Here is an 18074-nt window from a genome sequence, read left to right on the forward strand (position 1 = left end):
GGCTAGCCGGGTGTTTTCAGCGATCTCAATAGTGACAGTAACAGAACCGGCATTTTCATCGAGAGAAAGGGACTTTACCTGCCACGGATCGGACAGGTTGAGAATATGAGCGTAGAGGGACTTTTCATCCATGGCGGTGACCTCTGGCGATTAAATACACCATTATCATGCCTTCAGCCACCACAACAAGGGAAGACCCATATAAATACAGTATAGCGAGGTGCACGATGGCTGTTGAAACAAAATTTGTTGTCGTAAGAAAAGGTGAAGAGAAAATGACATTTGCCAGTAAGAAAGAGGCTGACGCTCACGACAAGCTGCTCGATATGGCAGATGCGTTCACCGACTGGCTGTTGCAAAGCGGAATGCAGATGGATGAAACGCAGGCTGAAAATCTTGGCCTGTATCTCGCCGAGCAGAAAGAGACCGTGCAGCATATTCTGCGTACCAGCAAGCTTCCCGATCTCACTGCTCCAGCTGTAGCGGATAAAACAGAATCCGACGCGGCTGACACGAAAAAGATCAGGGCTGTGAAAGCGGCCTGAATGTCAGAAAATCATCACCGATCCGGAAGCCGTAGGCAGATAACTGCTTTCGGCTTTTTTTGGTGGTCTGTAGGGATCCACATATGATCGCTATCATTGCACAGTACGATTGGGTATATCACCTTTGATATCAGCTATTTTGTCAATTCATGCCCAAACAAAATTAATTAACTAAAGCTGAGGAACCAACTTTGCCAAAGAGCTAATGTCGCTCAGAACAATCTTTATTAATCCGTAGGGGTGAGAATAATTTATCGCCACCTTCCATGAAGGTGGCATTTTACAGTCATCTATTAACAATAGCTGAACGTGCCTCCTCCATAAAATTGATTCTTCCAGCCGACATACCAAATTTTTTATATTTATAACGGAAATAAGCTGACATGCGGTCTTCATGCGTTGACATAATAATCTGACGCCCTGCGAATTCTGTTCTCAGTAAGTCGACGAAGCCAGCTATGTTAATTTCATCCAATGTTTGTACAGGATCATCTATGAGCAACAGTGAATGTTTAGCATATCGCTGATTTAATGCTAGAGTAAAGGAAAGTACCAGTGCTGAAAGCTGACCCGAACTCATGGAAAAGACGGCATCATGCTCTTGCCCAGGTTTTTCATTGAAAGCGATTGAATTACCATCATTCTCTATGAAGATACCAAGCCCTTGCTGATAGCTTTGCATAAGGCGACCAGAATAGATATGAAATAATATCTCAATTTCTTTAACTATTGACTCTAGATATACTCTCTTCTCACCCTCATAAATCTTTTTAATTTTATTAAGATGCCCTTTTAGTTTTTCGGCCTTTTTAAAAGACAAAACAGCCTTTTTATAAGCATCTTCACACTCTAAAATATATTTGGACGATGCAATTGATTTTTGTTGTATTAAATATACTTTTTTTTGTTCGATCTTCGGAATGGAAACATATTTAACCGCATTAGAATCGTTATTGAAAACCTCACGGTAAATCTTCTCAAAATCATCATGAATAAGGCTATCATCAACTGTTCTAAATCTATCATAAATACGTTGGACGAAATCATCTTGTGATTGTTGAGTTAAAGGCTCAAATTTTTCGCATAGTAAATCCTGAAAATCAATCCCTTCATCTCGCAATAAATTATGATAGTTTTCTAACCAATGAATTTGCTCCTCTGATAGGTTCGTTAACTGGCGCTTTCGTTCAATGCTTTCTTTATTTTTCTCAATATACTTATGGAGTATAATTTCAATCGGCTCTTGCCAATTACGCCTGAAGTTAGTTAATGCTTGTGAGAATTGATCGTTCTGTTGCTCGGCTAAATTTTCAAGAGTTATACGTTGGTTTTCAATTCCTTGCAGTAAAGCATCCGCCGTTGGCCAAGAATGACCACACGTTGGGCAAATATTAGTTAAATCATAGTGAGCTTGATGCTCTCTGAAAGCACTTACCATTTGCTCACGCGATTGCAGCATAGCCGCATAACACTCCTGAACCTTATCTGAATTGGTTAACTGCGCCTTGAGCACGGCGACCTGTTGGTGAAAATCATCCGGGGAGAGGATTTCTGTTAGGAGTGTGACTAGCGGAGCAGTGAGCACCAAACGATTTTCACTAATAGCCTTGATAATATCTTTAAATGCGTCACTCAGTGTCAAAACAGATTCAAAACAAGCAACATTATCCTGCCATTGTTCCCTTTTATCAAGAACTCGATAATACATCAAAAATCTTTGTTGCAACTCCTTTTTAGGAAGAAGTTTTTTTACCAACGCATTGTTATACAAATAATTTTCATATTGTTCGAAATTTTCAATAAAACGTTGAATGCGGAATAACTCTCCATCTGCAGATAACCACTGTTCGAACTGTTGTACATCAACCTCCACAATATCACGATCCCATGGTTGATCTGTAATGGTAATAATTTTTTCATATGCGACCGAACTACCTGCCGGTAACATTTGTTGTTTAGCTAGTTCCCATTTATCTTTAAGCTGGTTCAGCTCGGCATATTTCTGCGGATTACACAGCTTACCTATCTTGGTTGAAGCCAGATTAATGTTATTAATTTTATCTTGAATATCGCCAATATCGAATAGATGAGCAATCTGGCCCTGCCTATCTTTTTCTTTTTGTTTTAGTAAGCGAGTGTTTTCTTCTTGCTCAACATAATGGAACAATTCAAAATCACGTTGATATTGCTCCCCTAGCAAGATAGAGAGATATGTTTCCTCGTGCGAAATAGCCTCTCCTCGTTCCGAATTAAAATCGGCTAATTCATATAAAGGAAGCTTTAAATCAATAACACCTTTATGTTCATCAAGCACTGATTTACTGACAGCCCTCTCAAGAAAATAACTTACCCCATCAACTAAGATCTCGGCACGGATTGAGAGCCAATCATCATCATTCGCTTCTTTGAATAGCCAAGGACATCCCGCTTTCAAACTGCGTCTATCTACTGTAAGTTCTTCGAGCTCGATATAGCGCCGAATTTTTCCTGTCAGCAAAAGCTCCAAGGCATCAAAAAAAGATGATTTTCCGAAACCATTTGGGCCGTCAAGAACAACAAGATGCTCACTTTCAAGAGTTAAATCTAATTTCTTAAAGACTTTAAAATTACGTACTGCTAGGCGCTTAACAATCAATTTCATAACCTGCCTCAGATAATTTGTCATCCAAGAGAACTAATAGCTCTTCTGGTAATACATCCTGCGACACAATGTAATCAGCTAAAGCGTCAATACCCTTGTCGATTGCTTTTAGAAGAGAAGGATCATCTGTTCGCTGAATCTTTTCAGTTATACTACGTTCAAGGCTCGCTAAATTAGAGTTATCGAAAATATTAACAGCGATAAAAGGGAGTTTTATAGCAATTCTATATAGTAGGCTTTGCCATCCACCTTGTAGGTAATGAGATTTATATTCTACAAATGTGTTAGGAGAAGTGACCAATTCTTGAAATACCGCCGCAATTCTCTGAATATCAATCTGCTGATATAATGCTTCAAGCTCTGCATTAGTATAAGGAAGCACGTGTTTCTTGAAGAAAAAGCTATCTTCTTCCGCATGATGAATTCTTTCACTTGAAAGAACATTTGAGCTGTCAGTGTTCCATACAATTAATAAATTGATATTTTTTTCAAGCGCAGGATCGGATGTCACTGCTTTGCATTCATTCAACCATCTCGCCTGTATTTCAGCTGTTATTATTGGTTCTCCAAAGACTACTAACCAGAAGTTTTTCTTTCCTGAAACACTATATTCATATAACGCTAAATCTGTGGGGAATTTTCGCGTCAGTCCTTGCGATTCAAATAATTGCTCTATCAGATTATACATCTTTCAAACTCTCAGGTACATTATTTAAAGAAACCATTGCTACCCTTTTATAATTTCCGATTCGGTGTTCCCTCATCAACTCGTTTTCATCGGTATCAACTCCCTCGGTAGCGTCAATACTTACGAGCACATCTGATATTGAGGGTCTGTCTATAGCACTGGTAATGAGTACACCGCACTCAAATAAACATTCCACATCTTCGCTAATTGCCTGCTTCATGATGTCATGACATATAGTATCCTGATGCTCTGTAGCATGGTGGATGCCTGTTGGATAGTAGAAACGCCCGTTGTCAAGCCAAGAAAATGCCACGCTAGAACCTTCATGTTGTGAAGCATGAATTAGTTTCCAGAAAATTGTAAACATCCCAAGTCGCATTGCATCACGATCGAGTGACTGGTCCTTAAACTCATTAAGGGTCTTAAACCGCCCGGTTTTATGCGGCATAGTTGCTCGTAGGAATGCCTTCATTCCTTCAATGTCCAAAGCATTGATAGCAGCCAGATAGTCATCCAATTTTTGACATGCATTTTGGGAAAGATCATTCTGGCTCTCACAAAACTCTTGGTAATATGTCCCAATATCGATCTGCAGACGACTAAGGAAGAAAGACTCATTTTCAAACGGAGCATAATCATCTGCTTCGATTACATCATACAATTCAGAAAACTCTATGAATTCGTTTGCTGCAATTGCCCTCTGATTGCGCAAAGAATCGTGTATTAGATTATGAGTTAAAATGACTTTAGCATTAACTATTGCCTCAAGTGTATTTTGGATATTTGCAACAACATTAATTTTCCAAGCAGGGAGAGCGCCGACGTTAGAAATTAGATTGGAAATTTTATTTCGAATCATTGCGTCCACTTCATTCAGTGGGCAAAATGATTGTGTTGCATTCCCTTCTGTAGCCTGCAGAACAGGATAAGTGTAAAATCTGACTGGTCCATATTCGGTCTCAAATGTTGCCGGGATGTTCGTTACTGCTCGAGTCACATGGAAATAGGCCAAGTGTACTCCTCTCTGTCTCGCATTATCCCGTTGAGCACTGATGCCATCTCTATAAGCGGAGAAGTGCGTATCCTTGTACGCTTTGACCTGATGCATTGACATGCATTGCTGTTGACGAAAAATTGCAAAATCATCCTGGCTTTCTAATTGCAGTCTCAAATCCCGGTTAGCTTCATAATCTGCGAACATCATCTTCAAACAATGGTAAAGCGCCAGCTTGCCTTGATAGACAAACCCACTCCATGTAGATATAGCTGTGTGTGGAAAAGGTTGAGGAGCTACTGTCATGAGATCCCTTATATCTTTAGATTCGCATAATTGGGGCATCTACAATTCGGAGACGATTCCCATCCAATTGCGTTTTTAAGTATATAGCCTATTGACATATAAAATACTCTTAGAATCTTCGTGAATTTTGATCTACTCCCTAGATTTATATGCTTTTTGCTTATGATATCCTTACACTGAAATTTGGGTTTTTCGGTCCGCCTGCCAAGGTTCGACCTCATACTGGAACTACTGAACTAAACACGCCCCCTTTGAAGGGAACTGTTAACCTTTGCTCACCGTTGGTTTATAAACTATGCCTCTTTTTGTGCTGCGCGAATAACTGTGAACTTTCGCATTTCACTCACAAATGAAGTTATATTGACCTAATGGTTAGTTTTTCAACTGAAACGCCCCCTCATAAAACCTAGTGGCTATACAAAAATGCCTGGCTGTTACGTTAATACTTGGTTACCCCATAACGAGGAATCGCGCATGACCCCACATCCGCTACGCCAGATCATCGAATCCTGCGATCGCGCCATCACCACCAAAAACTATGACGCGCTGATGAAACACTACGCCGAAGATGCAGCTCTGGTGGTCAAGCCCGGAATGGTAGTTAAAGGCAAAGACAACATCCGCAGCGCGTTTGTTGCCATCTCGGATTATTTCCAGGACCAATTGATTGTGGAACAAGGAGAGATGCAGGTGATCGAAGGCGGTGACACTGCCCTCGTTATCATGGAAACCGTTCTGCGTTTTCCTGATGGTCAGGGTGGAATAACGGAAATGTCGCGCCGCGCGACCTATGTTTTTCGGCAGGAAAGCGACGGTCGCTGGCTTTGTACTATCGACAACTCCTACGGCACGTCGCTTCTGGATACCGGGAACCGATCGCGTTAATCACACTTTCAAAGGGGCGCTGCCGCCCCTCCACGCCAGCCCCTTAATGCGCAGTAATGCGCGGCTCCTTCACAAACTCAGCCAGCAGCCACACCATATCGTGCAGCAGGCCTGTCAGCTCCTTCACTACGTGAGCGGGCAGCGTTCCCCCCATAACGGCTTGCGTCAGCGCCAGAACATAATCCACCTGCGTTAAGGTGTCCAGCCAGCAGTCGGGCACGCAGGAGTTGGTTTTCTCACCCATGATCAACTGTTCAATCAGGTATGGCGGAAGATCGGCATCGCAGAGTGCGCGCAGCCTGCGCAGAGCCTCAAGGAGACGCTCGCACAGCGCTGTACGGCTCGCGATATCATCGGTTTCGACCAGCACGCTCACCAGCGCGGCGCAGTTGTCGGCGACGTCAAAGAGATCGGCATCGGCCGGAAGCGGTCGGGAGATACGTTGCAGAATGACGTTTTCGTCAGATGGAAGGTAAGTCAGGGTTGGGATAGTAGCCATCGTAAGGCATCCTCAGTGTATAAATTGGGTGAACCACCCGATGAGTTCCTACGCTCGAGGGGGTAGCGCTGACAGAGGTAGGAATACCGCCCACAGAGAAAACGGCCAGCCTTGCGGCTGCTCCGTCAGCGCCACCGCAATTTTAACGAGATCGGCGCTGTCGCGACATATAAATATCGCTCTGTAGATGCGGGTTCCTACGCCCGATTGCGGATGTGCCGCAACGCAGGCACTTTACGACCGCGCCTCGTAGAGGAAAAGACATAACGCTGAATTTCATAAGGTTACTTTGCGGTTTGCGAGGCGCCTTCCAGAAACGTTCAACGGGGTCAGACAGAGCACGCCCCACCAAATTTTGCCCCAACCTCTCTGGCACATCTGGTGTATTGTTTTTAAACAATAACATCCATTAAAGGACACCTGCGCAATGATCACCATCCTCGGCAAAACCACCTCCATCAACGTTCGTAAAGTGCTCTGGACCTGCGAAGAAGCGGGCATAGCCTATCAGCAGGAAGATTACGGCAGCGGTTTTGCCTCGACGGAAACGGATGCCTTCCGCGCCCTGAACCCCAACGCCATGGTGCCGGTGCTGATTGACGGTGATTTCGTGCTGTGGGAGTCCAATTCCATCTGCCGTTATCTGGCGCGCAAGGCCGAACGTCACGATCTGCTGCCCGCAGAACCGCATGCCTGCGCCAACGTTGAGCGCTGGATGGACTGGCAGGCCACTGAATTTAACAACGCCTGGCGCTATGTCTTCCCGGCGCTGGGGCGTAAAAACCCGGCCTTTAACGACCCCGAGCGCATTGCGGCAGGAATCAAGGAGTGGAACCACTGCATCTCTATTCTGGAGAATCAGTTGAAGCGCACCGGGGCCTTTGCGGCGGGCGAGACGTTTACCCTTGCGGACGTGGTGCTTGGGCTGTCGGTGAATCGCTGGAAAATGACGCCGTTTGATAAGCCAGACGTGCCCGCCATTGAGGCCTGGTTCGAGCGCCTTAACCAGCGTCCGGCATTTTTGCGTCACGGCAATAACGGCATGATATAAAACTTAATGCCTGAATGAATACCGCAACGAGGCTGTTTTATTTAATTACGAAACCCTGATTGTCGTCAGAGGGAATAATAATTAAGCCATATCCTGGACAGCCCATTGCACCGCTTTGCTAGCCTGAATAGTCAGGCAAAGCTCAACCCGGAGGTATTCTTGCTGATTAAACTCAAGAAAGAACGAACGCACCAGGAGGATCGCCGGCTTGCTCTCTGGCTGGCGACCTCAGCAGGTTTGCTGAACGCCATCGCCCTCGGGGCATTTGGCTTTTTCCCCTCACACATGACCGGCAACACCTCACAGTTATCCAGCGAAGTTTCTTCTACCGATCTGAGCGATATGATTTTCTTCGGCTCGATAATTCTCTCTTTTGTGGCTGGCGCCATTATTGCGCGCACGATTGTGATATGGGGAATTATCCATAACGTCAGGCTGGTTTTTTGCCAGATCCTTTTTGTCGAGGGGATATTACTGACAGGCGTTTCCTTCTACGAAATGTATTTCCATGCGCTCACCAGCAATCGCGAGATTATTCTTTTTCTCTGCTTTCTGATGGGCATTCATAATTCCACCTCCACGCAGCTTTCCGGCGGACGGGTAAGATCGACGCACATTACCGGCACGCTAACGGACGCGGGGATTTCCCTGGCCTCCGTCATGGTGGCGATGCTGCGCAGGGATTACTCCAAAGATACGGCGGCGCAAAAAAGTCAGCTAAAAACCCACTTAACCACCCTGTTTTCGTTCATTACGGGCGGTATTGCGGGGCTGCTGCTGTTCAGATGGATTGGCTTCAACGCCATGCTGGCGCTGGGGTTGATGCTCGCAGTTGTCGCCACCGTCTCAATTATCACCGTCTCGTCGCGGGTTCGACGGGTTCGCGCCCCTCTATGAAGGTAATGACCTGTAATCGGCATAAAAGCCCTTTATATGTGACACTGTCACATCTAAAGATTCGCTTTAGGACTATTCTGCCCGCCCCACAATCAGGCCTTATGCCATAAGGCCTGACCTCAGGTTGCCACTAGTTTCATAGGGTTACTGATTTTCCCCCTTCGCTGGAACCCTTCCCAAACGCTTGCTATAGGTCAATTACCCCTGCCGAAACATGGCATAACAACAGGCAACCGGTGGTTGCTATAACGCATGCGCACAGGGAGACACACCGCAATGCACCCATTACTCAAACGTTCGCTGCTGTTTGTCGGCGCCATTATCGTGGTTCTCGCCCTCCTCGTCTGGGGGATCGGGCTGGAGACCCTCAGAGCGCGTCAGGTTGACCTGATCTATCTCGGGCAACAGCATATGATTCTGGTTTTCTCATCAATGTTCTTTGCCCTGCTGGTGGGTATTCCGGCCGGTATTCTGCTGAGCCGCCCGGCCGCGCGGGGTATCGCCGAATATGTGATGCAAATCTTCAACGTCGGCAACACGCTGCCGCCGCTGGCCGTGCTGGCGCTGGCGATGGTGGTGATTGGTATTGGCGATACGCCGGCCATCATCGCCCTGTTCCTCGCCTCGCTGCTGCCGATCGTGCGCAACACCTATGCCGGGCTGTGCTCGGTCCCGCCGTCGCTGCTGGAAGCGGCAAACGGCATCGGGATGACCAAATGGCAGCGTCTGCGCCAGGTTGAGCTGCCTGCCGCCTGGCCGGTCATGCTCTCGGGGATCCGCATCGCCACCGCCATTAACGTCGGTACCGCACCGCTGGCGTTCCTGATCGGTGCCAGCAGCTACGGCGAGCTGATTTTCCCGGGCATTTACCTGAACGATTTCCCGACCCTGATCCTCGGCGCGGCGGCCACCGCCCTGTTCGCCCTGATCCTCGATACCCTGCTGGCGGCGCTGGGTCGCGTGATGAGTCCCCATCTCGCTCGATAACAATAACAAGGAGCTTTTATGAGACTGATATCCAGCCTGGCGGCGCTGTGTGCCGCGGCGCTGTTCACCGGCCAGACCATTGCGGCCCCGCTGATTCTGGCGACCAAGAGCTTTACCGAGCAGCACATTCTCTCGGCGATGACCGTGCAGTACCTGCAAAAGAAAGGCTTTCAGGTGCAGCCGCAAACCAATATCGCCACGGTGATCTCCCGCAACGCGATGATCAACAAGCAGATTGACATGACCTGGGAGTACACCGGCACGTCATTAATCATCTTTAACCACATCAACAAGCGCATGTCGCCAGAGGAGTCTTACGAGACGGTGAAACGTCTGGACGCGAAGCACGGTCTGGTCTGGCTCAAGCCCGCCGACATGAACAACACCTATGCGTTCGCCATGCAGCGCAAGCGCGCCGAGGCAGAGCATATCAACACCATGTCGGACATGGTGGCGAAGATTGAGCAGATCCGAAAAACCACCCCGGACAAAAACTGGCTGCTGGGCTTAGACCTGGAATTTGCCGGGCGCAGCGACGGCATGAAGCCGCTTCAGGCCGCCTATAAGATGGACCTGGACCGCCCGCAGATCCGTCAGATGGACCCCGGTCTGGTCTATAACGCGGTGCGCGACGGCTTCGTCGACGCCGGGCTGATTTATACCACCGACGGGCGCGTGAAGGGCTTCGACCTCAAGGTGCTGGAGGATGATAAAGGCTTCTTCCCGAGCTATGCGGTCACCCCGGTGGTGCGTAAGGACACGCTGGAGGCCAACCCCGGCCTGGAAGAGGCGCTCAACACCCTCTCTGCCCAGCTCAACAACGACGTTATCACCGAACTGAACAAGAAGGTGGATATCGACCATCAGTCACCGCAGCAGGTCGCCCGTGATTTCCTGCGTAGCAAACAGCTGCTGTAGGAGGCGCTATGGAGACGATTCACTACATTCTGGACAACTGGGACTACCTCTTAACCCTGACGCTGCAGCATCTGTGGCTGGTGGCGCTGGCCGTGGGCTTAGCCATTCTCATCGGCGTCCCGCTCGGCATTCTGATTGTTCGCCACAAGTGGCTGGCGACGCCGGTGCTGGGGATTGCCACCATCGTGCTGACCATTCCGTCCATTGCGCTGTTTGGCCTGATGATCCCGCTCTTTTCGCTGATCGGTCAGGGGATTGGCGCCCTGCCCGCGATCACAGCGGTGTTTCTCTACTCGCTGCTGCCGATTGTGCGTAACACCCATACGGCGCTCGACAGCCTGCCGCCGGGCCTGCGTGAAGCCGGACGCGGCATCGGCATGACCTTCTGGCAGCGCCTGCGCTGGGTCGAAATTCCGATGGCGCTGCCGGTGATTTTCGGCGGGATCCGCACCGCCGTGGTGATGAACATCGGCGTGATGGCGATTGCCGCCGTGATCGGCGCGGGCGGTCTGGGCCTGCTGCTGCTCAACGGCATCGGCGGAAGCGATATTCGCATGCTGATTGCGGGTGCGCTGATGATTTGTCTTTTAGCGATTGTGCTCGACTGGCTGCTGCACCGTTTGCAGGTGGTACTGACTCCGAAGGGGATTCGATAATGATAAAACTGGAAAACCTCACCAAACACTTTTCACAGAAGCACGGCCAGACCTTTAAGGCCGTCGACAACGTCAACCTGAACGTGCCCGAAGGGGAAATGTGCGTCCTGCTCGGCCCGTCCGGCTGCGGGAAGACCACCACCCTGAAGATGATTAACCGCCTCATTACGCCGAGCAGCGGGACGATCCTGATCAACGGCGAAGACACCAGCGGGATGGACACCGTCACCCTGCGCCGCAACATTGGCTACGTGATCCAGCAGATTGGCCTGTTCCCGAACATGACCATCGAAGAGAACATTACCGTCGTACCGCGCATGCTGGGCTGGAATAAAGCACGCTGTAAAACCCGCGCCGAAGAGCTAATGGATATGGTGGCGCTGGATCCGCATAAGTTCCTGAATCGCTACCCGCGCGAGATGTCCGGCGGCCAGCAGCAGCGCATCGGCGTGATCCGCGCCCTGGCGGCGGATCCTCCGGTGCTGCTGATGGATGAGCCCTTCGGCGCGGTGGACCCGATCAACCGCGAGGTGATCCAGAACCAGTTCCTCGAGATGCAGCGCAAGCTGAAAAAAACCGTCATGCTGGTGAGCCACGATATCGATGAGGCCCTGAAGCTTGGCGACCGTATTGCGGTGTTCCGTCAGGGGAAAATCGTGCAGTGCGCCAGCCCGGACGAACTGTTGGCGAAACCGGCGAACGAGTTTGTCGGCTCGTTTGTCGGTCAGGACCGCACGCTGAAGCGTCTGCTGCTGGTATCGGCGGGCGACGTCACCGACCAGCAGCCCACTATCACGGTACGTGGCTCTACCCCGCTTCCAGAGGCCTTTGCCACCATGGATGATAACGATATCCGCGCCATCACCGTGGTGGACGAGCACGGTAAACCGCTGGGCTTTGTGAAGCGTCGCGAAGCGCGTAACGCCAGCGGGACCTGCGCCGACATCCTGCATCCGTTCCGCATGACCGGCAAAGCCGAAGACAACCTGCGCGTGGTGCTGTCACGCCTGTATGAGAGCAACACCAGCTGGATGCCGATCGTAGATGAGGACGGGCGCTACAACGGCGAGATTTCTCAGGACTATATTGCCGAGTATCTGAGTTCAGGTCGTACGCGCCGGGCGCTGAATATTCACACCGACAGCTAACCTTTCTGGCCGGGCATCGCCCGGCTTTTCCGCACGCATACCTTTTGCTAACCCCGCGATTTCCCGCCACAATATTGTATCTTTCCCGTTTACTCGCGACCCATGCAACGTCTTCATACGTACCCCGACATCCGCGCGATGTTTCGTCGACTGCTGATTGCTACCGTCACCGGCGTGCTGGCCGCGCTGGCCGTGGCGGTGTTCCGCCACAGCATGTATCTGCTGGAGTGGCTGCTTCTCAGCAACGACAGCGGCAGCCTGGTGAATGCCGCCGCGTCGCTCTCACCCTGGCGGCGCGCGCTGACGCCCGCGCTGGGCGGGCTGGCTGCCGGGTTGCTGCTCTGGGGATGGCAACGGCTGACCGCCCAGCGGCCTCATGCCCCTACCGATTATATGGAAGCGCTGGAGACGGGCGACGGTCAGTTTGATTACGGCGCCAGCCTGGTGAAATCCCTTGCCTCGCTGCTGGTCGTGGCCAGCGGAAGCGCCATCGGGCGTGAAGGGGCGATGATCCTGCTTGCCGCCCTCGCCGCCTCCTTTTTTGCCCGGCGCTTTACGCCCAAATCCGAATGGAAGTTATGGATCGCCTGCGGCGCCGCGGCCGGGATGGCCAGCGCCTACCATGCTCCGTTAGCCGGAAGCCTGTTCATTGCGGAGATTCTGTTTGGCACCCTGATGCTGGCCTCGCTCGGGCCCGTGGTTATCGCGGCGGTAGTGGCGCTTCTCACCACGCAGCTCCTGGCGCCGGGAACCGGCACGCTCTACGCGGTCCATCTGAGCGGCACACTCACCGCAACTGATTATGCCCTGCTGGCCGCCATGGGGCTGGTGGCGGGTCTCTGCGGACCGCTGCTGATGTGGCTGATGGCGTTCAGCCACGGGCTATTCCTGCGCCTTAAGCTTTCGCCCCCGTGGCAGCTGGCGCTCGGCGGTGCGATCGTCGGGCTGCTGTCTCTTCTGACGCCGAAGGTGTGGGGGAACGGCTACAGCGTGGTGCAGGCTTTTCTGCTCGCCCCACCGCTGCTGTCGATCGTTGCAGGCGTCTTTATCTGTAAACTGATGGCGGTGCTGGCGAGCAGCGGATCGGGCGCGCCGGGCGGAGTATTCACGCCCACGCTGTTTGTCGGTATGGCGACGGGCATGCTGTTTGCACAGCTTTTCGCGCTGTGGCTGCCGGGCGCTGAGACGGCGATTCTGCTTGGGCTGGCGGGGATGGCGACGCTACTCGCCGCGACCACGCATGCGCCCATTATGTCGGCGCTGATGGTCTGTGAAATGACCGGGCAATATTTTTTACTGCCCGGTTTGCTGGTCGCCTGCGTGCTGGCGTCCGTGCTGTCGCGGACGTTACGCCACGACTCGATCTACGGTCAACACGCCACTGAGGGCAGAGAGATCGATATATTGCGCTAGCTCGCGCTGCTCGGCGCGAGGCAGATAAGGCAGTTCACCCACCAGCGGTCCGGGTAGTTTGGTGCTCAGCACGTCGATGATCTCCGCATAGTGCGCCAGACCAGGGTTGATGCGGTTGGCCACCCAGCCAACCAGCGGCAGGCCGTCATTGGCAATCGCCTGCGCCGTCAGCAGCGCATGGTTGATGCACCCTTCCTGGATCCCCACCACCATCACCACCGGAAGCTGTTCCTGCACCACCCATTCCGACAGCGGGCGCAGATCGTTCATCAGGCTGCGCCAGCCGCCCGTGCCTTCAACCACCACGTGATCGACCTTCTCGCACAGGCTCGCCAGACCGTTGGACAGCAGAGGGTAATTAATCAGGCCGCTGTGCGCCACGCTGCTCTCCTCTTCGCTTAACGCAATAGGATTGATCGCGTGATAAGGCAGTTCCAGTGACGAGACGCTTTGCAGTACCAGGGCGTCTTTATTACGCAATCCCTCTGGCGTCTCTTTACTTCCTTTTGCGACCGGTTTGTACCCTGCCACGCGTTTACCGCTTGCTGCCAGCGCCTGCAGCAATGCGCGGGATACAACGGTCTTGCCGACAGAGGTATCTGTACCAGTAACAAAGAAACGCTTAAGCATGACTCACTCCACCTCTTGGGTATGCTTCGAAAATATAAACCAGGTAAATAATTCAGTGGAGGAAGTCTACGGGATGCGTGCGCTACCCGGCTTGAGATAGCGCAATTTTTCTTACATCTGCAAAAAAGAGTTAACCCTGTAACAGGCGGATCAACAGCGAGCCGTTATACATGGCATCTTTGACCAGCGCGGCGCCGGCCATCGTGCCCTGATTGGAAAACTGGGTACTTTCTACCGCAATGTTCCGGCTGTAGGCGGGAAGCGACTGCTGCTGAATGCAGGCCGTAATCGCCGGGAAGAGGATCTCCGCCGCCTGGCTCAGCGGTGAGCCAATAAGGATTTTTTGCGGGTTGAAGAGGTTCACCATAATCGCCAGAATGCGGCCAACGTTATTCCCCACCCCGGTAATGATGTCCTTCGCCAGCAGATCGCCCTGACGCGCCGCGGCGCAGAGAGAATCCACCGTGAGGGGTTGTCCGTGCAGCGAGGAGCTCATGGACTGACTGAGCCTGACCTGCGCCAGCTCCAGCACGCTTTCCACGCTGGCAATGGTCTCCAGACAGCCGTGGTTCCCGCAGTAGCAGCGCTTACCGTATGGGTCGACCTGGGTATGGCCAATTTCCACCAGACTGCTGCTTCCGGCGTGGAGAAGACGTCCGTCGGTAATGACGCCTGCCCCGACGTTATGATCGATAACCACCTGAATCACATCCCTCGCCCCGCGTGACGCGCCGAACAGCGCCTCCGCCATGGTCCAGGCGCTGATGTCATGCTGAATATAGACCGGCACGCCGGTATGGTTTTTCAGCACTTCGCCCAGCGGCATCTCTTTAACATCGTCGTAAAACGGCATGCGGTGAACAATGCCATTTTCGGTATCAATAATACCCGGCATGGTGATGGCAATGGCCGTTAAGCGTTCAAGCTTCTGCTGGTGACGAATAAAGAAGCGATCGATATGCGAAACAATCGCGTCGAGGAGCGGTTCCCCGGCGTTGAGCGGCAGATCAAGACGGTCTTCCACCACCAGCTTGCTGCTGAGATCGCGCAGCGCAAGGAAGATCTCCCCCCGGCTGATGCGCAGCGACAGGTAGTGCCAGGCCTCCGTCTCCACCACCAGCCCGACTGCCGGACGGCCACGGCTGCCCGGCTCCTGAATTTCCGTCTCCTGAACCAGGTGCGCTTCCAGCATCTCGCGGACAATCTTGGTAATACTGGCGGGTGCCAGCTGTGCCAGGCGCGAAAGATCGATACGCGAAACCGGACCAAGCTGATCAATCAGGCGATACACCGCGCCAGCGTTGGTCTGCTTAATCTGATCAATATGCCCTGGCTGACTATCAGCGACCACCTCGTACTCCCTTATTTTCGAGCTTCGAAATAAACTGTTGGCTATGGTGAAGCACTTGCAGGGCTGCCGTCAAATATTTACTTAGCCATGTGATTTACTGCACATTTTTGCCCACTTTTCCCTGAAAATGCCGCCCGGCGGAGGCGTTCATCAACTGCTGTTTGAAACGCTGTGCGGCATGGCTCTGTTCGCGATGTTTTGCCCAGACCAGCCACATCTCTGAAACGGCATCCTCTTCGGCGATGGTCACCCAGCGCATTTCGCGCAGTTGTACCCGTTTAAAGGAGGCCGGAAGAATAGACACCCCCAGCCCTGCGGCGACCAGGCCGATAATGGTCATCGCTTCCCCGACTTCCTGGGTGATAACCGGGGCAAGATCGTAGCGGCGCATCAGCCCCAGGATATCGTCATACAGACCCGTTCCGACCTGCGGGTCAAAAAAGACAAACGGCTCGTTTGCCAGCTCTGCCAGCGAAACCGCGGGACGCGACGCCAGCGGGTGATCGTGCGGGATCATGGCCATCAGCGGCTCGCGCAGGATCACCTCCCACGCCAGCGAGTCCGGCAGCTGGGTATTACGCATCAGCCCCAGATCCAGCGAACCTTCATTGAGCGGCGCGATCTGCTCGCGGGTGTTGATCTCGCGCGTTTGAATATGCACATCCGGGAAATGGCGACGGAATGACGACAGGGTTTCCGAGACGGCGCTGATAAACGGTGCGGACGAGGTAAACCCGATGCGCAACTCTCCGGCCTCCCCGAGATAGAGCCGTTCTGCCCGGGCGGCGGCGTCCTCGACCATGCTCAGAATCTGTCGGCTATCGATGAGAAACTGCTTACCCGCCGCCGTCAGGCTCACGCTGCGGTTGGTGCGGGCCAGAAGGCGCGCCCCGACCTGCTGCTCCAGGATCTGAATCTGCTGGCTTAAGGGCGGCTGAGAGATGTTCAGCCGTGCCGCCGCGCGGCCAAAATGCAGCTCTTCGGCGACGGCGACAAAGTAGCGGAGATGACGCAGCTCGATATTCATATTTCTAAAGTATCATTTGAGATTATTAATATATTAGACAGAATATTTACATTTTCCTACCCTTATCAGGTGGTCATACCCGTCACCAGAAATCACGGGGATGTTTAAGCAAGGAAACTGTGTGAGTCGTACAACTGCCATTGATATCGATCCGGCGAGCGATATCGATGATTTACCTGCAACATCGCAGCCGGTTCAGTTCATTAAACGTGGTACCCCCCAATTTATGCGCGTCACGCTGGCGCTCTTCTCCGCCGGTCTGGCGACCTTCGCCCTGCTCTATTGCGTTCAGCCGATCCTGCCCGTGCTCTCCCATGAGTTTGGCGTTTCACCCGCCAGCAGCAGCGTATCCCTCTCTATTTCAACCGGTATGCTGGCGATTGGCCTGCTCTTTACCGGGCCGCTGTCCGACGCCATCGGCCGTAAACAGGTGATGGTAACCGCGCTGATGCTGGCCTCGGTTTGTACGCTACTCTCGACCATGATGACCAGCTGGCACGGCATTCTGGTGATGCGCGCGCTGATTGGGCTCTCGCTCAGCGGCGTGGCGGCGGTCGGGATGACCTACCTCAGCGAGGAGATCCACCCGAGCTTTGTTGCCTTCTCTATGGGGCTATACATCAGCGGGAACTCGATTGGCGGGATGAGCGGGCGTCTGCTGAGCGGGGTATTCACGGACTTCTTTAGCTGGCGTATTGCGCTGGCGGTCATCGGCTGTTTCGCGCTGGCATCCGCCCTGATGTTCTGGAAAATTCTGCCGGAATCGCGTCATTTCCGCCCGACATCGCTGCGCCCGAAAACGCTGTTTATCAACTTCCGCCTGCACTGGCGCGACAAGGGGCTGCCGCGCCTGTTCCTGACCGGCTTCCTGCTGATGGGCTCGTTCGTCACGCTGTTTAACTATATTGGCTATCGCCTGATGCTCTCGCCGTGGCATCTGAGCCAGGCTCTTGTCGGTTTACTCTCGGTTGCGTATTTGACCGGAACGTGGAGTTCGCCGAAGGCCGGGGCAATGACCGCCCGCTATGGCCGCGGCCCGGTCATGCTGTTCTTCACATCGGTGATGCTGATCGGCCTGCTGCTGACGCTCTTCTCCTCCCTGTGGCTGATTTTTGCTGGCATGCTGCTCTTCTCCGCGGGTTTCTTCGCTGCCCACTCGGTTGCCAGCAGCTGGATTGGCCCGCGCGCGCGTCGCGCCAAAGGTCAGGCATCGTCTCTTTATCTGTTTAGCTATTACCTGGGGTCCAGCATCGCCGGGACGCTCGGCGGCGTGTTCTGGCATAGCTACGGCTGGAACGGCGTGGGCGGGTTTATTGCGCTGATGCTGTGCGCGGCGTTGCTGGTGGGGGGAAGCCTGCATAAACGTCTGAGATAATATGCTCGCGGGCGGACGTCCGTTTCCCGAAAAACGGCACCAGCGTACTGGTGCCGTTTTTCG

The 18074-nt window shown here is 52.5% G+C and carries 17 protein-coding genes and 1 pseudogene; 10 read left to right on the forward strand and 8 right to left on the reverse strand.

The features are described from left to right. Positions 1-132 (reverse strand): annotated as a pseudogene (locus tag FHC48_RS09915) (ISL3 family transposase); the annotation flags it as partial. A 95-nt stretch (positions 133-227) separates the two neighbouring features. On the opposite strand from FHC48_RS09915, the gene FHC48_RS09920 reads away from it, so the two are divergent. Continuing rightward, complete coding sequence (locus FHC48_RS09920) at positions 228-545, forward strand: YebG family protein (protein ID WP_059365166.1); 318 nt, start codon at positions 228-230, stop codon at positions 543-545. A gap of 286 nt (positions 546-831) precedes the next feature. Here the strand turns inward: FHC48_RS09920 and FHC48_RS09925 are convergent, their stop codons facing one another. The 3 genes from FHC48_RS09925 to FHC48_RS09935 are packed head-to-tail and all read right to left on the reverse strand — an operon-like array spanning position 832 to position 5174. Beyond that, positions 832-3186 carry an AAA family ATPase gene (locus tag FHC48_RS09925; protein ID WP_059365165.1) on the reverse strand — a complete coding sequence of 785 codons (2355 nt, stop codon included), beginning with the start codon at positions 3184-3186 and terminating at the stop codon, positions 832-834. Further along, entirely contained in the window at positions 3170-3874 is a 705-nt protein-coding gene (locus tag FHC48_RS09930) for an ABC-three component system middle component 1 (protein ID WP_059365164.1), read from the reverse strand. The genes FHC48_RS09925 and FHC48_RS09930 overlap by 17 nt, the downstream gene beginning before the upstream one ends. Next, positions 3867-5174: an ABC-three component system protein gene (locus FHC48_RS09935; RefSeq protein ID WP_059365163.1), complete on the reverse strand. Its 1308-nt coding sequence runs from the start codon at positions 5172-5174 to the stop codon at positions 3867-3869. Before FHC48_RS09935 ends, FHC48_RS09930 begins: the two co-directional genes overlap by 8 nt. A gap of 474 nt (positions 5175-5648) precedes the next feature. On the opposite strand from FHC48_RS09935, the gene FHC48_RS09940 reads away from it, so the two are divergent. Beyond that, positions 5649-6059 carry an SgcJ/EcaC family oxidoreductase gene (locus FHC48_RS09940; protein WP_025911441.1) on the forward strand — a complete coding sequence of 137 codons (411 nt, stop codon included), beginning with the start codon at positions 5649-5651 and terminating at the stop codon, positions 6057-6059. Between the two features lie 43 nt (positions 6060-6102). Here FHC48_RS09940 and FHC48_RS09945 read toward each other — a convergent pair whose 3' ends face one another. Next, positions 6103-6558, reverse strand: a complete 456-nt coding sequence (locus FHC48_RS09945; protein ID WP_059365162.1) for a hypothetical protein — start codon at positions 6556-6558, stop codon at positions 6103-6105. 427 nt (positions 6559-6985) lie between these two features. Here FHC48_RS09945 and FHC48_RS09950 point away from each other — a divergent pair, with 427 nt between their 5' ends. The 7 genes from FHC48_RS09950 (at position 6986) to clcB (ending at position 13628) form a co-directional block, all read left to right on the forward strand. After that, entirely contained in the window at positions 6986-7609 is a 624-nt protein-coding gene (locus tag FHC48_RS09950; RefSeq protein WP_059365161.1) for a glutathione S-transferase family protein, read from the forward strand. Positions 7610-7768: 159 nt separating this feature from the next. Further along, a complete protein-coding gene (locus FHC48_RS09955; protein ID WP_059365160.1) occupies positions 7769-8506 on the forward strand; it encodes a YoaK family protein in 738 nt (245 codons plus the stop codon). Between the two features lie 276 nt (positions 8507-8782). Beyond that, positions 8783-9493: an osmoprotectant ABC transporter permease OsmY gene (gene osmY / locus FHC48_RS09960; protein WP_025911451.1), complete on the forward strand. Its 711-nt coding sequence runs from the start codon at positions 8783-8785 to the stop codon at positions 9491-9493. An 18-nt stretch (positions 9494-9511) separates the two neighbouring features. Continuing rightward, the gene (gene osmX, locus FHC48_RS09965; protein WP_059365158.1) at positions 9512-10411 is read left to right on the forward strand and encodes an osmoprotectant ABC transporter substrate-binding protein OsmX; all 900 of its coding nucleotides are present in this window, start codon (positions 9512-9514) and stop codon (positions 10409-10411) included. Between the two features lie 8 nt (positions 10412-10419). Then, on the forward strand, positions 10420-11067 hold the full coding sequence (gene osmW, locus FHC48_RS09970; protein WP_014169860.1) for an osmoprotectant ABC transporter permease OsmW: 648 nt from the start codon (positions 10420-10422) through the stop codon (positions 11065-11067). Continuing rightward, on the forward strand, positions 11067-12215 hold the full coding sequence (osmV, locus tag FHC48_RS09975; protein WP_059365157.1) for an osmoprotectant ABC transporter ATP-binding protein OsmV: 1149 nt from the start codon (positions 11067-11069) through the stop codon (positions 12213-12215). The genes osmW and osmV overlap by 1 nt, the downstream gene beginning before the upstream one ends. A gap of 102 nt (positions 12216-12317) precedes the next feature. Further along, complete coding sequence (gene clcB / locus FHC48_RS09980; protein WP_059365156.1) at positions 12318-13628, forward strand: voltage-gated ClC-type chloride channel ClcB; 1311 nt, start codon at positions 12318-12320, stop codon at positions 13626-13628. Here clcB and bioD read toward each other — a convergent pair. The 3 genes from bioD to FHC48_RS09995 all read right to left on the reverse strand — a co-directional run bounded on the left by bioD (position 13563) and on the right by FHC48_RS09995 (position 16636). Then, on the reverse strand, positions 13563-14258 hold the full coding sequence (gene bioD / locus FHC48_RS09985; protein WP_008502446.1) for a dethiobiotin synthase: 696 nt from the start codon (positions 14256-14258) through the stop codon (positions 13563-13565). The genes clcB and bioD overlap by 66 nt on opposite strands. A 130-nt stretch (positions 14259-14388) precedes the next feature. Continuing rightward, the gene (gene mlc, locus FHC48_RS09990) at positions 14389-15609 is read right to left on the reverse strand and encodes a sugar metabolism global transcriptional regulator Mlc (RefSeq protein WP_059365155.1); all 1221 of its coding nucleotides are present in this window, start codon (positions 15607-15609) and stop codon (positions 14389-14391) included. Between the two features lie 94 nt (positions 15610-15703). Then, on the reverse strand, positions 15704-16636 hold the full coding sequence (locus tag FHC48_RS09995) for a LysR family transcriptional regulator (RefSeq protein WP_023292581.1): 933 nt from the start codon (positions 16634-16636) through the stop codon (positions 15704-15706). A gap of 121 nt (positions 16637-16757) precedes the next feature. Here FHC48_RS09995 and FHC48_RS10000 point away from each other — a divergent pair, with 121 nt between their 5' ends. Continuing rightward, entirely contained in the window at positions 16758-18011 is a 1254-nt protein-coding gene (locus FHC48_RS10000; RefSeq protein ID WP_059365154.1) for an MFS transporter, read from the forward strand. Positions 18012-18074: the final 63 nt, after the last annotated feature.

It is taken from the genome of Enterobacter sp. EC_50, assembly GCF_019584525.1.
GTDB lineage: Bacteria > Pseudomonadota > Gammaproteobacteria > Enterobacterales > Enterobacteriaceae > Enterobacter > Enterobacter roggenkampii.

Coding starts and splice junctions, on each gene's coding strand:
- FHC48_RS09920 (WP_059365166.1), top strand. CDS start 228: ATGGCTGTTGAAACAAAATTTGTTGTCGTAAGAAAAGGTGAAGAGAAA.
- FHC48_RS09925 (WP_059365165.1), bottom strand. CDS start 3,186: ATGAAATTGATTGTTAAGCGCCTAGCAGTACGTAATTTTAAAGTCTTT.
- FHC48_RS09930 (WP_059365164.1), bottom strand. CDS start 3,874: ATGTATAATCTGATAGAGCAATTATTTGAATCGCAAGGACTGACGCGA.
- FHC48_RS09935 (WP_059365163.1), bottom strand. CDS start 5,174: ATGACAGTAGCTCCTCAACCTTTTCCACACACAGCTATATCTACATGG.
- FHC48_RS09940 (WP_025911441.1), top strand. CDS start 5,649: ATGACCCCACATCCGCTACGCCAGATCATCGAATCCTGCGATCGCGCC.
- FHC48_RS09945 (WP_059365162.1), bottom strand. CDS start 6,558: ATGGCTACTATCCCAACCCTGACTTACCTTCCATCTGACGAAAACGTC.
- FHC48_RS09950 (WP_059365161.1), top strand. CDS start 6,986: ATGATCACCATCCTCGGCAAAACCACCTCCATCAACGTTCGTAAAGTG.
- osmY (WP_025911451.1), top strand. CDS start 8,783: ATGCACCCATTACTCAAACGTTCGCTGCTGTTTGTCGGCGCCATTATC.
- osmX (WP_059365158.1), top strand. CDS start 9,512: ATGAGACTGATATCCAGCCTGGCGGCGCTGTGTGCCGCGGCGCTGTTC.
- osmW (WP_014169860.1), top strand. CDS start 10,420: ATGGAGACGATTCACTACATTCTGGACAACTGGGACTACCTCTTAACC.
- osmV (WP_059365157.1), top strand. CDS start 11,067: ATGATAAAACTGGAAAACCTCACCAAACACTTTTCACAGAAGCACGGC.
- clcB (WP_059365156.1), top strand. CDS start 12,318: ATGCAACGTCTTCATACGTACCCCGACATCCGCGCGATGTTTCGTCGA.
- bioD (WP_008502446.1), bottom strand. CDS start 14,258: ATGCTTAAGCGTTTCTTTGTTACTGGTACAGATACCTCTGTCGGCAAG.
- FHC48_RS09995 (WP_023292581.1), bottom strand. CDS start 16,636: ATGAATATCGAGCTGCGTCATCTCCGCTACTTTGTCGCCGTCGCCGAA.